The following is a 15,021-nucleotide window of genomic DNA, read 5'->3' on the forward strand; positions in this document are numbered from 1 at the left end:
TCGGCCCGAAGGATCAGGCCGAGAGTTTCTTGCGGCCCTTGGCGCGACGGGCGTTTAGGACAAGACGGCCGCCCTTGGTGGCCATGCGTGCACGAAAGCCGTGGCGGCGGGCGCGAACCAGGTTCGACGGTTGAAAAGTGCGCTTCATTGTAAAGCTCCATCACGCTGACAGGTCCGGCCGATGCCGAACGTCGAATAATCTCAAGCCACGCCCTATAGAAGCAGGCTTTCGCCAAGTCAACCGCCCGATCCCCGGATTTGCCGTAAACCCTTTGCGATGGCGGCGTGGCCGATTATGTATCTTGCAGGCAAAGTGCAAGGTGGGCGTGTGTTCAAGGGATGGTCGGGGTTTTTGAACTCGCTTTCGGGCCGGTTCCTCATGCTGACGGTCGTGTTCGTCCTCTTGGCCGAGGTCATGATTCTCGTCCCCTCCATCGCCCGCTTCCGCGAGGATTATCTGCAGTTGCGGCTGGAAAAGGCGCAGCTGGCCTCGCTGGCCCTGTTGACGACGGAAAACTCCATCTCCCCCCAGTTGGAGGCGGAATTGCTGTCAAATGCCGGCGTCTACAACGTCGTTCTGCGGCGGGACGCGGTGCGGCAACTGGTGCTGTCTTCGCCCATTCCCGCGCCGATCGACCGCACCTATGATCTGCGCAGCGTCAGCCACGCCGCCTTGATCCGCGATGCGGTGGAGGAATTTTTCGACCCCCGCGCCCATGTCATCCGCGTCATCGGCTTTCCCGTCGAACAGGGGGGCGACCTGATCGAGGTGGCGATGTCCACCGGACCCCTGCGCGCGGCGATGATCGATTACAGCCTGCGAATCCTCGCGATTTCGGCGGCGATCACCATCCTGACGGCGGCGATTCTGTTCATCGCCGTGCAAAAGCTGATGGTCGTGCCGATTCGCCGCGTGGTGGCGCATATGGCCGTCTATGCCGAAGCGCCCGAGGATGCGCGCCGCATGATCGCCCCCAAATCCGGCGTGCTGGAGATTCGCGAGGCCGAGGAGGCGCTGAAATCCATGCAGACGCAGCTGACCGGCAACCTGCGGCAGAAGGAACGTCTGGCCCAGTTGGGCGGGGCGGTGGCCAAGATCAGCCACGATCTGCGCAACATCCTGACCTCGGCCCAGCTGTTCGCGGACCGCATCGGCGACAGCGTCGATCCCATCGTCGCACGGTCGGCCCCCAAGCTGGTCAATTCGATCACCCGCGCGGTGTCCTTGTGCGAAACCACCCTGGCCTTCGGCAAGGCCGAGGAGCCGCCCCCCTCGCTGACCCGATTCTCGCTCCGCCTGCTGGTGGAGGAGGTGCTGGAGGCCGAACTGCCCGAGGATGGCCCGATCGCCCCCGTCCTGGACATTCCCGCCAGCATGATGGTGCGTGCCGACCGCGAGCAGGTCTATCGCGTGCTGTCGAACCTGATCCGCAACGCGCGTCAGGCGATCGAGGCGACGGGCGAGGCGGGCAATATCGAAATGGCCGGGGGGGAGGCGGATGCCGAATGGTGGATCCGCGTGGGGGACAACGGCCCCGGCCTGCCGCCCAAGGCGCGCGAGCATCTGTTCACCGCCTTTCAGGGCGGGACGCGCAAGGGCGGGTCGGGTCTGGGCCTTGCCATCGCCGCCGAACTGGTGCGCGGGCATGGCGGGCGGCTGGAGCTGCTTCACACGGGCGAAACGGGGACCGAGTTCCTGATCCGTCTGCCCAAGTCCGACACCCTGACCGACATCTGATGTCGCTTTCTTCGGGTTCGCCGCGATTTTCCCCTTGCGGCCCCCGCGCCCTGCCGTTACATCGCCCCCCAGTGGACCCGTAGCTCAGCTGGATAGAGCATCAGACTACGAATCTGAGGGTCGGGCGTTCGAATCGCTCCGGGTTCACCATCAAATCCCCTGTAAAACTTAGCGTCTGATCGTCTATCACCCTGATGGGTCATTCGTCGGTTGCTTCGAGTTGTCTCAGGTCGGTTGCTTCGACGTTCTGGCGCGAAGCTCAATGACCTTTCGGATCGTGCTGGACCGCTCGCGAACGTAGCGTTCCGTCGTCTTGAAATCGGCGTGGTTGGCCTGATGTTGAAGTTCCATCGGAGTCGCGCCAAGGGACCGTGCGTGGTTGATAGCACCGGCGCGCGTGTCGCGCATTTGCACCTCGTCTGGGACGCCCGCCGCCTTCGCGAATCGCCGCCATAGGGCCGCCCAGTAACGCTTTTCGAATGGCTTGCCGTCCGCCATCTTGATCACCGGACCGATACGCTGGTCCTGCGGGATTGCGGCAAGGCGAACGCGGATCTCCGGCACGACGGGAAACTCCAACACCTCGACCAGGGAGGCTTCGGTCTTGCTGGGGGTCTTGCGGATGACCGATAGGTCCTTGTCCACCATGTCCCAAGTCAAGCCGTCTGCCCACCGGCGGTCCGCACCGGAGCCGAGCCATTGGCCGCGCACATCGACCGCGCGTAGGGTCAGCCACCACTGGAGCAGGATGCCCAGGGCGAAGGCTGATTGCCCCGCCTCGTCTGCCTTGGTGATGATAGCAGCGACCTGATCGCCCGAGGGGCTAACGGTTCTGGCCTTCGGTGCCTTGATCCGCATTTCGCCAAGAATGGCCTGCACCTCGCGTGCGTGGCGATCCTTGATGATGACCCCGTAGCTGGTGACGATCCGCAGCATCGTGAACATGCGCTTGATGTAGGCGACGGAGCGGCCCTTGTCGGTCATGGCCTTCTGCCAGCGCTTCATCGCGATGTGGTCCGTCTCTGCAATCAGCGTCTTCCCGATCGCTTCCTCCCACCGGACCAAGCTGAACAGATAGTCCGCACGTGTGTTTTCCTTCACCTCGCGGAACGGGGAGAACTCGTCGCTCTTGTATCGGCCGATCAGCCATTGCCAGGTGCCGGGTTCGACCAGCGCCTCGGAAGCGTTGAACCAGCGCAGCATTTCGCGTGTCAGGTCGCGCGACGTCTGGGCGCGGGCGGCGTCTTGGCCGTCATCGGCTTCGCCTGGGAGGCGGATGGGATTCTTGCTGTATCCGGCGGTCACATAGCGGGCCGGGGGGCGCCAGTAAAACCAGCGCTTTACCCGTCGCATGCAGGGGGCGTAGAGCGGATCGCTCCCGTCCCACAGCGCGGCCTTGAAAGGGTCAGAATGCACCGAGGTCTTCCTTCGATTGATCGCCCGCGGGAATGCGGGCTTCGACATGATCCGCGATCCGGCGGCGCCGGCCAAGCCACGCCTCCACGTCGGCCTTCATGGTGAGCCCGACGAGGCCGTCCTTCTTCGGAAAGCCGTCGCGTTCGAGTTCTGGCCGGTGCTTCTTGAACCAGTCCAGAGATTTGCCGAGCGTGATGGCGACCCAGCGGTCCGAGCCATAGGCGGCCTGTTCGTGAAAGGTGTGGTCGTGGACGCTCATGTTCTCCTCCATGGATTAACCCAATCGCCCGCAAGCATGTCAGCGACGGTGGAAAGGAAATCGGTGTCAGGCCCGTTCGCGGCTTCCCACGCTGCCTTATCTTGGTGAATCGCCTCTGGACCGATCCGATGATGACGGACGCACAGCGGAATCGTCTCGAAGTCGCTGCGCTTTCGGCTTCCGTATCGGTGGCTGTAGCAGTGGTGTACCTCGACCGGCGATGCGCCACAGATCACGCAGGGCAATTGCTTCACGGCCTCGATGTGCCGTCTTGCCGCCGCCGTGCCGCGCTCGGGCTTTGGGCGCTTGAGCCCGAGGGGCGGGCGGCCCGCAAGATTGCCAGGGTGAACGGTCATGCCACCCTCGCTTCATCCGACCACCGCACGCCGTTTTCGGATCCCCACGCGAGGATGAATTCGATCAGGTCGCTCATCTGGCCCTTCGACAGGTTGGACGTGCGAAAGCCCACGGGGAACGGCTGGCCGTCCAGCCCCATTTGAAATTGCGTGGCATGGCCGCAGGCGTGCATGAAAAGCGCCTTCCAGACCTCCGACGTGTGGCAGCGGCCTTGCGGTTTCGCGCGGCTGACGTCGGACAGGAGCGCCCACATGAGGGCGTTCTGGTCGTTCGTGCGCGTTGCGGCGCGGACCGTCACCACCGCGTCCTGCGGCGCGAGGCTGATCAGGTGCCGGGCGAAGTCCCGTTGACTGGCGCCGCGCAGAATGACGGTCTGACCGCTCATTACAGCCTCCGATCGATCTGGAAGGGGATTTCGTCGTCATAGACCTGCGATGCTCCGCCGGTGCTCGCCCCGGCTGCCGTTCCACCGCTCGAAGCTTGGCCGCGATCACCGTTCGGCTGACCCGGACCGGCCGCATCATCAGCTGCATAATGCATCACGCCGCGGTGGATCAGTTCGGCACCCTCCGGCGTCTCAGCGATCTGCGCTTTCAGGCGCTTGGACAGCTTGTCGAAAATGCCCTGGTCGAAATTGTCGAGATCGAAGAAGATCGTATCGCCTTCTGCCTTTGGCCAGGCCTCCTGCTTGCCCGGAAACCGCATGATCGAGGTCATGTTGGAATAGGTGCGACCGTTGTTGCCGGTCTCGTGCATGATTTGCGCATAGCAGGGGACGCCAACCAAACGACTGATCCGAAAGCCGTTGCCGTTCTGGCCGCGAAAATCCTCGGGCTTGAACGGAGTGCCGCGCCAATTCTCAAGAAATTTGCGCAGGTTCGCCTTTTCGTGGAAGGACCAGGTGAAGCGCTCGCTGTGGATCGCCGGAACATCCTTGCCGTCGATCTCGGTGCGGACGCCCGGGATTTCCCACGAGATCAGGATTTTCCGGTTGTGCTTGACCTCGCCCTGATACTCGCTTTTGTGCGTGCCCATGTCAATCACGCGGCAGCAGATCATCTCGTGCTGTCCTTCGGGCGTGGGCTTGAAATTTCCGCCGGTGCTTTCTTCAATATAATCAACCATTGCTCTGTTTTCTCTGTGCTGTGCTTATTCGGTCAGGGTGGTTTCACGGGCGGCCAGCGCAGCGTCGAAGGCCGACAGGCGCTGGCGCAGGAGGCGCATTTCAATCAGGGACTGCTCGTCGAAGGGATAGCCCCGCCGCAGATCCTCGGTCAGACGTTCGACGCCGCCGAGGACCATTATCGCGAACACGTCGCGTGATCGGCTGGTGTCCTGAACGCGGGGCAGGCCGCCCATTATCTCGCCTCGTGTTCAGCCGATGCCTTCGCCATTCCCTCGCGGATGAGGCGAAAGACGCGGTAGGGGATCGGCTCCAGCAGTGGATCGGCCGCGCGAATGTCGGCCTCGATGCTGTCGAAGATGTGCTGCTGCATGGCGATGGGCGTCGGGTGGATATGACCGGTCCGGTCGCGCTCGGACGTGCGAAGGATGACCTCGTGCTTCATTGCGGCTGCTCCATGTGCGGCGGGATCAGGCCCACGGCCTGCATCGCGGTTGCGGGAGAAAGGCAAATCCATGCTGCCCAAGCGATCACCAGCAGGATCGCGGTGATGCAGATGGCGTTGCTGAGGGCGGTGAGGGCGGGGGCGGCCATGATTGGCTCCGGCGATTGAGGGAAAAGGCCCGGCCACAGATGGTTCTGGTGTGGCCGAGGAGGTGCGCCGCATGGGGGTGGTCCGGGACAGTGAAGAACCGACACCCCAGAGGCTGCGGCGGGGAAATCAGTAGACGGTGCCGAAACGGCGAACGCCGAAGCCGTCGGGGCCGTTCGTGATGCAGATGCCGGGAGTGTCACACTCGTCGAACGCGTCGCGCAGTTCGGTCGTGGCATCCTCGCAGCGGCCCGACACCGTGTTGATGCGGGTGCAGCGAATGGCGCTCATGGTGTCGTCGTTCCCGGCGGCGCCCGCGATCGCCCGCATGGCGTCGTGCAAGGTCAGCGGAACGGGTCCGTCAAGCGGGGCCCAGTCGTGGGTGTAGACGGTGCCCTTGTAGGTGCTGGTGCCCGACGTCTCTACCAGAAAGCGGTCGTATGTCGCGAGCGGCAGGGCGGTGGCGGTGCTGATGGAAGCGTGGTGCATCGGGTCATCTCCATGTCCACCGGCTCATGTGTCGCGGTGGGTGTGGGATGAGGATGGCATGGACAAATGTCCACGTCAATACCTGACGAGGACAATAGTCCACTTTGTCGCGGACAGCTCCGAATCGCTGTGTTATCCTGCGCCTGCCAGCGTGGTGCTGGGGGAGATAGATATGGCTTGCGAATCCTCGCCCACCGACCCGATGCTCATCCGGCTATTGGAAGGCAGCGGTACGGTGCAACGCGATCTGGATTTCATGCGGCAGATACTGGCGGATATGGAGGCGTCACAAGAATGGCTGCACCCGATCGGCCATGATGACAATCCGCCTGGCGGGCGGGAGAAGCACGACTATCACGTGCTGCTGCTTGCCGACGAAGGGTTCCTTCAGCGCATGCAACCCGGCATCTTCCGCATGACAGCGAAAGGTCACGACTTTCTGGACAACACGCGCGACAGCGGGATTTGGCGGGCATCCAAAGCCGCCCTGTCAGGCTTCGGCAGCCACAGCGTCACCATGTTGATGAACGTGGCCGAAGGCTATGTTCGGCAGAAGCTGATTGAGAACGGGGTGCCGCTGGGGCAGGGCTGGCCGAGGTGAAAATGCTTAGCGCATGGCAGGGCGGCCATTGATTGCATCCGGCCCGGCGGGCATAACCACCGCATGAAAGTCACCCACGATCCCGACGCCCGCACCTTTACCATCACCGGCAAGGCATGGTGGGATACATATCCGATCGAGGATCTGGGGAAGTGGCTGGCGTTCTATCGCATGCTACGCGACGAACACCCGAAGGCCCAAGGCGCATATGACGCGACTATCGCGGGGCTGGAGGGGTTGGCGAAAGAATTGGGCCTTCTGGCATGAAAAAGCCCGCCGGTGAAGGCGGGATATAAAGTTAGAGATAAAAAATATAAAATCGATATCTATCTATTCTCTCGGCCGCACCTCTTGATCTCCCTTTCCAGTGAAAGAACCGACTGGCCTATAGCAGATAGTAATCTAGGTTCTGCTTCTCTGTCCGGCTCACCAAAGGTTCCCCCAGTAGCATAACTCATTAGATCGGAAATCTTTTGCGCTAATGAAACCGAAACTTTTGGATGAGACTCGAAGCGCTGGGCGATTAGATGACTGACGTGGTGCAATCGCATGGTGATACGAGCAGCATAAATTGTGTCGTGTTTTCCAAGGTCTGCCGCTGACGAATTCCAATAGCTGAACGCTTCTTCCAAGACAATGTCTAGATGCTCGCAGGCTTCATCTACCATTGCTTGGTTATTTGCACGAAAACGTATGCCCCGAGCAAACCATCCCTCAATAAAATTTTTGAGAAATGGTCCAGAAGCAGCGCCCAGCAGAGCGCTCAAGAATTCCCGCCAGGGAATATTATTAAAATCTTGTAAGGTCAGCGATCTCCAGCCTCATCGATATATCGCCAAGCAGTTGCTATATATGGTGCATACGTGGGAGACAGACTTTCTAGCTTAAGATGGCGCTTTATGTCATTAATTGACAAGCCGCCCCGCACAAGTCCTCCAAATGCTTCTTCTACGAACGATGAAGGATAACCTGCAACACCATCGAATGTGACAACTATATCTTCACCGGCTCGAAGGGCTGGAAGTAAAAATACCTCTCGGAATTCTTCTCCACTGCCTGGTCCATGCTTCCTGTAACGGCCGCCGGGAAATCTAGTAAAGTCTTTGGCGATGCTTATCGTTTTCATTGCTTTTTCAATCTCTAGCAAACGAAGCATAAGGTAGATTCCATTCAATCAACGTTCCGCCAGTATGAGAAGGCAAGTAAAACTTGCGACACTCCGTTTCCGTAAGCTCGACATCGCCTTTACCGCTAAGAACGCGCATGTAACCTCCTCTTGCGCTTCTTACAACATCCCTCATCTGATCAAGACCTTTACCGCGTTCATCTAGCCCTGTCCTTGTCCGACCTATTTCAAAGGCAGCCTCTATGTCCTGCGCGTCAGACTTGGACGGTGATGAGCCTAGCTTGACAATCATCTCACTGATCCTCCGACGCCAGCCCTCCTCGCGGTCAAGGGTGGCAGCGATCCCCACCCCTTGATCATACACGAAGAACCTTAAGCTTTTGCTGACAGGATCATAGCAACTGGTTGCCCACCAGCGGCTTCCTGCCGTTGGGTATGTCGACACAGTGTTTCCATCACGCATATCCCCACTGCGTGCCGCCGTGTCCACATAAGCATGCTCGATGCTATTTATTACCGCTTCAGTAAGCCCTTCGAATAAATACATCTTTGCTTCCAGGGCGGTGCCAAGCGCAAGCAGGTCATTTTGCAAAGCGTCCATTGTCTCCGGCTGGCCTTTTACGCCGGACGCAAGGTTAAGAAGAACCAATTCATCCGCAAGGGTCGACTGCGTTGCAGGTACAGGGGACATGCCAAGCAGCTCGTATGTCCCTAGGGATCGCAGCACTCGCCGTACTCTTGGTTTCCATCGGTTACTCAGGCGCGCACGGATCTGAGTACCATAAAGTAACGACCATCTCTGTAACTCAGCCGAAAGGACGATGGCTGACGTAATTGAAAGGTCATCTATAGGCGAAAGATCAACAAATACCCTCGGCCATACCCATCTCCCGTGACGCTTTACCTTTCTTCTGTTCACGAAAGCTTCTCGCATTCGATGAAAAAATTGCAGTGTTGCAGCGGTGTTGTGCCTAAAGCTCAGCTTCGACGGGGGAATTACGGTAGTTTCGGTATGCCGCTCACCAATTCCAGGTATGCGTCGCGACTTTTTTTGATAACCTGCTTTTTGCCATCGGCTAATCGTAAGCAGCCTGCTCCTAGATATCCGCTTCATTCTTACATGACCTATATCTCAGAACACGCTAGCTTTGCCGACAACTGCCTGTTCTCATTCTCAACCGTGGTGATTTCTACCGGGCACCCCGAGACCTCGCGGATCGCCCGCAGGTTGCCTACGTAGACCTCGGCCTCCGTCGCCTCCCCGCCGAACAACGTCCGGTTCATCTGCGCTGTGTAGGTGTCGCCCGATCGGCGCACGGTGTGCTCGCGTCCGTCGATCGTGACGACCTGGCTGCCGGGCATGTAGGCGGCTGGGGTGCAGGCCGTCAGGGCTGCGCAGGCGAGGGCGGCAAAGGCGATGCGGTTGGCGGCAGTGCGGGTCAACACTGCCGGCCAATCCGGTGTTGACCGCTGCGCGACCATCCGCTTATCCTGTGAACGGAAAGGGAACGGGTGGTGGGTGTGACGGAGGAAAATGTTAAGGGGTTTGTCGAGGTGCTGCGTTCGATCACTGCGTTTCCCCCGGGGGCCGAGAGGGCTGGCCTCGTGCAGCGGCTCGCAACAACTCCCGCTCTCCTTCGGTCAATTCCTGCCACAGACGCGCGGCTTCGGATCGATCGGCCGAACTGTTATCCTGAAGCATCTCGTCCAGAGTAAAGCCAAAGGCATGAGCAACCTTCACGGCATCATCTACATTGGTCGACGCTTTCAATCCGGCGCGCGACCGTTGCATGAACTTTGTAATCTGGTCCTTAGACACTCCAGCGCGTTCCGCGAGGTGCGGAATAGACCACCCGGTGGCCTTCAGAGCTTCATCTAGGGCATCGAAAAACCGTCTAGTCATTGGTCGATATGACCATTTGAGCAGCGAATTCGCCACTGGACAATAGTCCGTTGACATCATGTGGACAAAAGTCTACATTGAGGTTATGGATCGCCAAATCATCATCACCGAAATCGAAGACTTCGCAGCGGCTTGTGGCTTGTCCCCCGCGACTGTCACGGAGAGAGCGGTAGGCAACAGCCGCCTCTACGCTCGCCTGAAGCATGGCGGAGATTGCACGACGCGCATCGTTGTCCGCCTCCGTGATTACATGGCGAAAAACCAGCCGTGCGCCCTCAAAGAACAGGGGGCCGCATGACCACGGCCCCCGTCCCATCCTCTGCTGCTGTCGTTGTTGCGGTCTCACAAGCGCAACATAGGAACGGAGCCACAGGTATGTCCTCCCCAAAGTTTTCCGGGCGCCGCGAGGTGCTGAGCTATCGCCAAACGTTCGCAGCCGTCTGGCAGCGGTTCATCATCCAGAACTTCGAAAGCCCGGCCCACGCCGCGCATGTGTTCCAGGTTGATCCCACTACCGCCGAAAACTGGTTCGAAGGGCGCAATGCTCCGCAGGGCTGGGTGGTCGGCAAGGCCATCGCCAACCCACTGACGCGCGAATCCGCCCTGTGCCTCCTGACAGGAGCGTCGGCATGATCTTTTTCAAGGCGCTACGTGAAAACCAGCGGCAACTTCAGCTCCGCGTCGAGTTCCTTGAAGGGGACGTGCAGCGTCTCATGGCAGAGGTAAAGACGCTCACTCGGCAGGAGGGGAAATCAGACCATTTCTGCACATTCTGCGGAAAAGGTAATCGCGAGGTTCAAAAGCTGATCGCGGGTCCGAAAGTGCTACGAGGCGATCAATCGGTGATGATCTGCGAAGAGTGTATCGCCCTGTGCACCGACATCATCGCGGAAAATGGAGGTGCCGCATGAGGGCGATTCTGCATTCCATCGCCCGCGCAGAATACTGGTGCGCCGCACATCTTGGCACCTTTGGGGAATGGTGGGCCGCTCGCGCGGCCCGTCGTCTCGGAAAGTTTTCCCCAGATCGTTCGGGAAGGTTCTGATGACGATGTCCCCGTGGTCCCCAGACGAAATGGCCGAGAAGCTGGCAATCATCGCCACGCTGACCCGGCACGAGCTGGACGGATATCAGGACGCCGCCCGGACGCGGGGGTATTTCCCCGGCGAGGCGCGGGCCTTGGCCGAACGGAGGGCGAAGCTGTGAACGTCGTCCGCCAATCCGAGCAGGAAATACACATCGGCATCGTCGCCTTTCTTCGGGCTGTTCTGCCCGCGAATGCCATCATCATGCACGCGCGCAATGAGGGCAATCGCGGCGGGCGCAGGGGCGTGATCGACGGCGCACGGGGCAAAGCCATGGGGGTGCAGCCGGGCTGGCCCGATCTGCTGATCTACACCGGGGGCCGGGGCTTCGCGATCGAGGTCAAGCGGTCCGGCGAAAAGATGACCCTGATTCAAGAGGCCGTGGCCGCACAGCTGTCGTGCCATGGCATCCCCCATTCTGTTTGCCGCAGCATCGAGGACGTCCGCGCGGCGCTCTCTGCTTGGGGCGTCACCACGAAAGAGAGAACGGCATGAGCGTCGAGATTTCCCGCATCCGCCTGGACGGCGGCACCCAATCCCGCGCCGCGATCAATGATGCGGTCGTGGCCGACTATGCCGAGGCGATGGCAAACCCGGACACGGTGTTCCCCCCGGTCGTCGTCTATTTCGACGGCAAGGATTACTGGCTGGCGGACGGGTTTCACCGGGTGGCCGCATGGTCGCAGATTGGGCGCACCGATATCCCCGCCGAGGTGCGCCAAGGCGACCGCCGCCGCGCGATCCTGCATTCCGTAGCGGCGAACGCCGTGCATGGCCTACGCCGGTCCAACGACGACAAGCGCCGCGCGGTGATGACGCTGCTGGAGGATACGGAGTGGTCCAAGTGGAGCGCTCGTGACATCGCCAAGCAATGCGGAGTGAGCCATGACTTCGCCGCACGCCTCAAACGTGAAATGTCATCGGATGACAGTGAGCCGCGAACCTACACCACGAAGCACGGCATACAGGCGACCATGCAGACCGCCAACATCGGCGCCGGATCAAAACCCGATCAACACCGGCTTATCGCCCCGACGAAGCCGGAAGGCGCCGCATCTGCGGGGGAGCCGCAAGACGTGCCTGCGCCCGCCGTGCCGTTGGCACCTCCGCCGCCACCTGCCGATCAAGAACCCGTTGACCCGGAAACGGCCAAGGTCCGCCGCGAACTGGCGAAGCTGACCCCCGACGCCGTTGTGGATGAGGTGATCGGGCTGCGGGCCACGCTGGCGGAAGTCCGCGCCAAGGCCGCCAAGCAGAAGGTCGAACTGGACGCGGCCAAAGCGCAGCTGGCCGACCATCGCGCCGACGACAAGGACGAGGTCATCACCCGCCTGACCGCCTCGCTGAAGAATGCCGAGAACGCCAAATGGCGCGAGGCAGAAAAGGCCGCCGCCGCCCTGCGTCAGGTCCACGCCCTGCAGAAGCGCGTGGCCGAACTGGAGAACATGGGGATCGCCCTGAACTGATGTCCATCCTGTCCCGCATACGCGCCCATGGCGGCGAGGTCATCCGCGACGAATGGCGGTTCCGGCTGCGCGCCGGCCGCTTGTCGCCGGAAGCGATCGTATGGCTGCGCGGGCATTGGCGGGAGGTGTGCCGCGAGGTCTGGCCCGCGTTTGACCTGTGGGACGAACGCGCCGCCATCCTGCAGTTCGATGCTGGTCTGACGCGCGCCGACGCCGAGGCCGAGGCATATGCGAGGATCACCGTATGCTAAATTTCACCGCCCCCGACGACATTTGCCTGCGGGATTATCAGGAATCCGCAGTGGAGGTCCTGCGCGATGGCATCCGGCGCGGGGTGCGTCGGCAGATCCTGTGCGCGGGCACCGGGGCGGGAAAGACGGTCATCGCCGCCCATCTGCTGAAGCAGGCACATGAGAAGGGCTCCTATGCCCTGTTCCTGGTGGACCGGGTCGCGCTGGTCAAGCAGACGAGCGACACCTTCGCGCGCTATGGTATTCCCCATGGCGTGGTGCAGGGCATAAACGACCGCTGGTCGCCCCGCGAAAACGTGCAGGTGTGCTCGATCCAGACGCTGGCCCGCCGCATTCTGCCGCGCGATCCGGCGCTGATCGTCTATGACGAAGCCCATTGCCTTTACAAATCCACGCTGGATTACATGGCCCAGCACCCCGACGCAGTGAAGGTGGGATTGACGGCGACGCCGTTCACCCCCGGCATGGGGCAGCACTGGGACGGCATGGTGAATGTCCGATCCACTCGCAAGCTGATCGAGGACGGCCACCTGATCGAGCCGACGATCTTCGTGGCGAAAAGCCCCGATGATGCCGACCTGGGCCTGAACAAGTTCGGGGAGTTTTCGGACGACAGCGCCGCCTCGGCAGGCATCCGCATCGTCGGGGACGTCGTGTCCGAATGGATCGCCAAGACGCATCAGCATTTCGGGGGCCCGGCCAAGACCATCGTGTTTTCCCCGACCGTCGAACACGGGCGTGAGCTGTGCGCAGCCTTCGCCGCTGCGGGCTACAATTTCCAGCAGATCAGCTATCTGGACCGCAGCGACGAGGAGCGGGCCGCGAAGATCGAGGAGTTCCGCCGCCCCGACACGATGATCCACGGCCTTGTGTCCTGCGGCGTGCTGACCAAGGGCTTCGACGTGCCGGACACGCTGATCGGCGTTTCCTGCAAGCCCTATCGCAAAAGCTTGTCCAGCCACATGCAGGAGATCGGGCGCGTCATGCGGTCCGCCTCGGGCAAAGACAAGGCGCTGTGGCTGGATCACAGCGGCAACGTCGAGCGGTTCGCGATCGACATGTTCGACGTCTGGGAACACGGGGCAGGGGAGTTGTCCAATGCCGAGAAGCGCGACACCACGCCCCGCAAGCGCGACGAGCAAGTCCGCGAGAAGGTCGTTTGCCCGGAATGCTCCGGCGCGCTGCGCGGCACCACCTGCATGTGCTGCGGGTGGGAGAAGCCCGCGCGGTCCAGCATCGTAGCCGTTGATGGGGCGCTGCACCAATTCGACACGCAGAGCATTACCCTCAAGGCACGCGACGGGTTGCGGGCGGCCTGCCTGTCGGATCCCCGAACGGTCTGGGATGCTGCGCTGGCGTTCTGCTTCGAGCGCAGCCGCAAGGGTGACGATCACGCCATCCGCTGGGCGAAGAGCGTTTTTCGCAGCATCTATCCAAACGACTGGCCTGCGGGAAGCTGGGGCGTATCGCCGCCCGCGTTGGTGGACCAAGGGGCCTATGCCCTCATTGATCGGGAAACGAAGCGGTTCCGCAATGCCAGCAAGCGGAGGGCCGCATGATGCTGGACGATGCCATGCGCGAGGCCTGCCAAGCCATTGGGATCGACGTGCCGAGGGCGCCCGCGCCCGGCCGGTGGGTCAAGTCCGCCGTTGTGGGCAAGGGGCGGCAGAACACATCGGGCCGCGTCCTGATTTTCGACGACCGCCAGGGCGGCATCGCGCACAACTGGGCCACCGGGCAGCAGCAGCGGTTCAGCGTGCGCGGTCCCGGTGCCGCACCGACGCCCATCCGACGCGATCCGGCCAAGGAGCAGCGGGATCAGGCGGATCAGCGCGCGATCGAGGCGACATGCCAGCGTATTGTGCGCGCCGCCCGCCCTCAGCCGCATCCCTATCTGAACGCGAAGGGGTTCCCGGATGAGGAGGGGTTGGTCTGCGAGGATCTGCACCGTCATCTTCCTGCGGGTCGTCTGGGCGAGGTGCTGGCCAAAGCCATGCCGGAAGGGCCTGGGCCGTTCCTGATTGTGCCGGGCCGGATCGGGGATCGCATCACAACGGTGCAGTTCATCGCCCCCGATGGAGCGAAGAAGAATATCCTGCGCGGCATCATGGGCGGAGCTTCGCACCGGATCGCCACAGGGCGCGAAACGTGGGTATGCGAGGGCATCGCCACCGCGCTGACCATCCGCGCCGCCCTGCGCTTCATGGGGCGTTCCGCGACCGTGTTGGCCGCCTTTTCCGCATCCAATGTCGCGAAGGTCGCAGCGGGCATTCCCGGTTCGATCATCGCCGCGGACAACGACAAGCCTGTCGAGCAGTTCGGCGGGCTTGGCACGGGCGAATTCTATGCCCGTCGCAGCGGCTTGCGGTGGTCCATGCCGCCCGCCGCCGGGGATTTCAACGACATGATGCAGCAGGACGGCTTGCGCGCCGTGGCCGTGCATTTGCGGGGTGTCAGCATGGGTTAAGACGTATCCGAAGTGAGCCATTGGGTGCATGGTTCACGGGTTCGATCCCTGCGAGGCAATCAGGGGGGATCGCGGTGAAAGATCGGGTTGGTAACCGATTGGCACAGCCGGAAATGACCATCATAGCCGCATCGCTTCCTAATCATCA

Annotated in this window: 25 protein-coding genes and 1 tRNA gene; 12 read left to right on the top strand and 14 right to left on the bottom strand. The window is 61.5% G+C overall.

What is annotated here, in order from left to right:
• Positions 1-13 precede the first annotated feature (13 nt).
• The gene (gene rpmH / locus MU449_RS01725) at positions 14-148 is read right to left on the bottom strand and encodes a 50S ribosomal protein L34 (protein WP_002721419.1); all 135 of its coding nucleotides are present in this window, start codon (positions 146-148) and stop codon (positions 14-16) included.
• 147 nt (positions 149-295) lie between these two features.
• Here rpmH and MU449_RS01730 point away from each other — a divergent pair, with 147 nt between their 5' ends.
• Entirely contained in the window at positions 296-1,738 is a 1,443-nt protein-coding gene (locus MU449_RS01730) for a sensor histidine kinase (protein WP_244736267.1), read from the top strand.
• 73 nt (positions 1,739-1,811) lie between these two features.
• A tRNA-Arg gene (locus MU449_RS01735) sits at positions 1,812-1,888 on the top strand.
• 75 nt (positions 1,889-1,963) lie between these two features.
• On the opposite strand, the gene MU449_RS01740 is transcribed toward MU449_RS01735, so the two are convergent.
• From MU449_RS01740 to MU449_RS01780, 9 genes are all read right to left on the bottom strand, one after another.
• On the bottom strand, positions 1,964-3,229 hold the full coding sequence (locus MU449_RS01740) for a tyrosine-type recombinase/integrase (protein ID WP_244736268.1): 1,266 nt from the start codon (positions 3,227-3,229) through the stop codon (positions 1,964-1,966).
• Complete coding sequence (locus MU449_RS01745; RefSeq protein ID WP_244736269.1) at positions 3,144-3,413, bottom strand: hypothetical protein; 270 nt, start codon at positions 3,411-3,413, stop codon at positions 3,144-3,146. The genes MU449_RS01740 and MU449_RS01745 overlap by 86 nt, the downstream gene beginning before the upstream one ends.
• Complete coding sequence (locus tag MU449_RS01750) at positions 3,410-3,769, bottom strand: Ref family recombination enhancement nuclease (RefSeq protein ID WP_244736270.1); 360 nt, start codon at positions 3,767-3,769, stop codon at positions 3,410-3,412. The genes MU449_RS01745 and MU449_RS01750 overlap by 4 nt, the downstream gene beginning before the upstream one ends.
• Positions 3,766-4,155, bottom strand: coding sequence for a recombination protein NinB (locus MU449_RS01755; RefSeq protein ID WP_244736271.1), 390 nt, complete (start codon positions 4,153-4,155; stop codon positions 3,766-3,768). The genes MU449_RS01750 and MU449_RS01755 overlap by 4 nt, the downstream gene beginning before the upstream one ends.
• Positions 4,155-4,895, bottom strand: coding sequence for a phage replication initiation protein, NGO0469 family (locus tag MU449_RS01760; RefSeq protein WP_244736272.1), 741 nt, complete (start codon positions 4,893-4,895; stop codon positions 4,155-4,157). The genes MU449_RS01755 and MU449_RS01760 overlap by 1 nt, the downstream gene beginning before the upstream one ends.
• A gap of 24 nt (positions 4,896-4,919) precedes the next feature.
• Positions 4,920-5,129, bottom strand: coding sequence for a hypothetical protein (locus MU449_RS01765; RefSeq protein ID WP_244736273.1), 210 nt, complete (start codon positions 5,127-5,129; stop codon positions 4,920-4,922).
• Entirely contained in the window at positions 5,129-5,338 is a 210-nt protein-coding gene (locus tag MU449_RS01770; protein WP_244736274.1) for a hypothetical protein, read from the bottom strand. Before MU449_RS01770 ends, MU449_RS01765 begins: the two co-directional genes overlap by 1 nt.
• A complete protein-coding gene (locus tag MU449_RS01775) occupies positions 5,335-5,487 on the bottom strand; it encodes a hypothetical protein (RefSeq protein ID WP_244736275.1) in 153 nt (50 codons plus the stop codon). Before MU449_RS01775 ends, MU449_RS01770 begins: the two co-directional genes overlap by 4 nt.
• Before the next feature lie 127 nt (positions 5,488-5,614).
• Positions 5,615-5,974 (bottom strand): hypothetical protein, encoded by a 360-nt coding sequence (locus tag MU449_RS01780; protein WP_244736276.1) that lies wholly within the window; start codon positions 5,972-5,974, stop codon positions 5,615-5,617.
• A 58-nt stretch (positions 5,975-6,032) separates the two neighbouring features.
• Here MU449_RS01780 and MU449_RS01785 point away from each other — a divergent pair, with 58 nt between their 5' ends.
• Entirely contained in the window at positions 6,033-6,575 is a 543-nt protein-coding gene (locus MU449_RS01785; RefSeq protein WP_244736277.1) for a DUF2513 domain-containing protein, read from the top strand.
• A 63-nt stretch (positions 6,576-6,638) separates the two neighbouring features.
• Positions 6,639-6,842 (top strand): hypothetical protein, encoded by a 204-nt coding sequence (locus MU449_RS01790; protein ID WP_244736278.1) that lies wholly within the window; start codon positions 6,639-6,641, stop codon positions 6,840-6,842.
• A gap of 59 nt (positions 6,843-6,901) precedes the next feature.
• Here MU449_RS01790 and MU449_RS01795 read toward each other — a convergent pair whose 3' ends face one another.
• The 4 genes from MU449_RS01795 to MU449_RS01805 form a co-directional block, all read right to left on the bottom strand.
• On the bottom strand, positions 6,902-7,342 hold the full coding sequence (locus tag MU449_RS01795) for a hypothetical protein (RefSeq protein WP_244736279.1): 441 nt from the start codon (positions 7,340-7,342) through the stop codon (positions 6,902-6,904).
• A gap of 38 nt (positions 7,343-7,380) precedes the next feature.
• Positions 7,381-7,731, bottom strand: coding sequence for an STAS-like domain-containing protein (locus tag MU449_RS15905; protein ID WP_425310561.1), 351 nt, complete (start codon positions 7,729-7,731; stop codon positions 7,381-7,383).
• Complete coding sequence (locus MU449_RS01800) at positions 7,709-8,392, bottom strand: hypothetical protein (protein ID WP_244736280.1); 684 nt, start codon at positions 8,390-8,392, stop codon at positions 7,709-7,711. Before MU449_RS01800 ends, MU449_RS15905 begins: the two co-directional genes overlap by 23 nt.
• A gap of 434 nt (positions 8,393-8,826) precedes the next feature.
• Positions 8,827-9,183 carry a hypothetical protein gene (locus MU449_RS01805; protein ID WP_244736281.1) on the bottom strand — a complete coding sequence of 119 codons (357 nt, stop codon included), beginning with the start codon at positions 9,181-9,183 and terminating at the stop codon, positions 8,827-8,829.
• Between the two features lie 796 nt (positions 9,184-9,979).
• Between MU449_RS01805 and MU449_RS01810 the strand changes: the two genes are divergently transcribed.
• From MU449_RS01810 to MU449_RS01845, 8 genes are all read left to right on the top strand, one after another.
• Positions 9,980-10,237 carry a hypothetical protein gene (locus tag MU449_RS01810; protein WP_244736282.1) on the top strand — a complete coding sequence of 86 codons (258 nt, stop codon included), beginning with the start codon at positions 9,980-9,982 and terminating at the stop codon, positions 10,235-10,237.
• The gene (locus MU449_RS01815) at positions 10,234-10,515 is read left to right on the top strand and encodes a ClpX C4-type zinc finger protein (RefSeq protein ID WP_244736283.1); all 282 of its coding nucleotides are present in this window, start codon (positions 10,234-10,236) and stop codon (positions 10,513-10,515) included. The genes MU449_RS01810 and MU449_RS01815 overlap by 4 nt, the downstream gene beginning before the upstream one ends.
• Before the next feature lie 133 nt (positions 10,516-10,648).
• Positions 10,649-10,810 (top strand): hypothetical protein, encoded by a 162-nt coding sequence (locus MU449_RS01820; RefSeq protein WP_244736284.1) that lies wholly within the window; start codon positions 10,649-10,651, stop codon positions 10,808-10,810.
• On the top strand, positions 10,807-11,184 hold the full coding sequence (locus MU449_RS01825; protein WP_244736285.1) for a VRR-NUC domain-containing protein: 378 nt from the start codon (positions 10,807-10,809) through the stop codon (positions 11,182-11,184). Before MU449_RS01820 ends, MU449_RS01825 begins: the two co-directional genes overlap by 4 nt.
• A complete protein-coding gene (locus tag MU449_RS01830; protein WP_244736286.1) occupies positions 11,181-12,155 on the top strand; it encodes a ParB N-terminal domain-containing protein in 975 nt (324 codons plus the stop codon). The genes MU449_RS01825 and MU449_RS01830 overlap by 4 nt, the downstream gene beginning before the upstream one ends.
• Entirely contained in the window at positions 12,155-12,406 is a 252-nt protein-coding gene (locus MU449_RS01835) for a hypothetical protein (RefSeq protein ID WP_244736287.1), read from the top strand. The genes MU449_RS01830 and MU449_RS01835 overlap by 1 nt, the downstream gene beginning before the upstream one ends.
• Positions 12,400-13,965 (top strand): DEAD/DEAH box helicase, encoded by a 1,566-nt coding sequence (locus tag MU449_RS01840; RefSeq protein WP_244736288.1) that lies wholly within the window; start codon positions 12,400-12,402, stop codon positions 13,963-13,965. The genes MU449_RS01835 and MU449_RS01840 overlap by 7 nt, the downstream gene beginning before the upstream one ends.
• Complete coding sequence (locus MU449_RS01845; RefSeq protein WP_244736289.1) at positions 13,962-14,873, top strand: toprim domain-containing protein; 912 nt, start codon at positions 13,962-13,964, stop codon at positions 14,871-14,873. The genes MU449_RS01840 and MU449_RS01845 overlap by 4 nt, the downstream gene beginning before the upstream one ends.
• Positions 14,874-15,021 lie beyond the last annotated feature (148 nt).

Origin of the sequence: Falsirhodobacter halotolerans (genome assembly GCF_022899245.1) — a bacterium.
Lineage (GTDB): Bacteria > Pseudomonadota > Alphaproteobacteria > Rhodobacterales > Rhodobacteraceae > Falsirhodobacter > Falsirhodobacter halotolerans.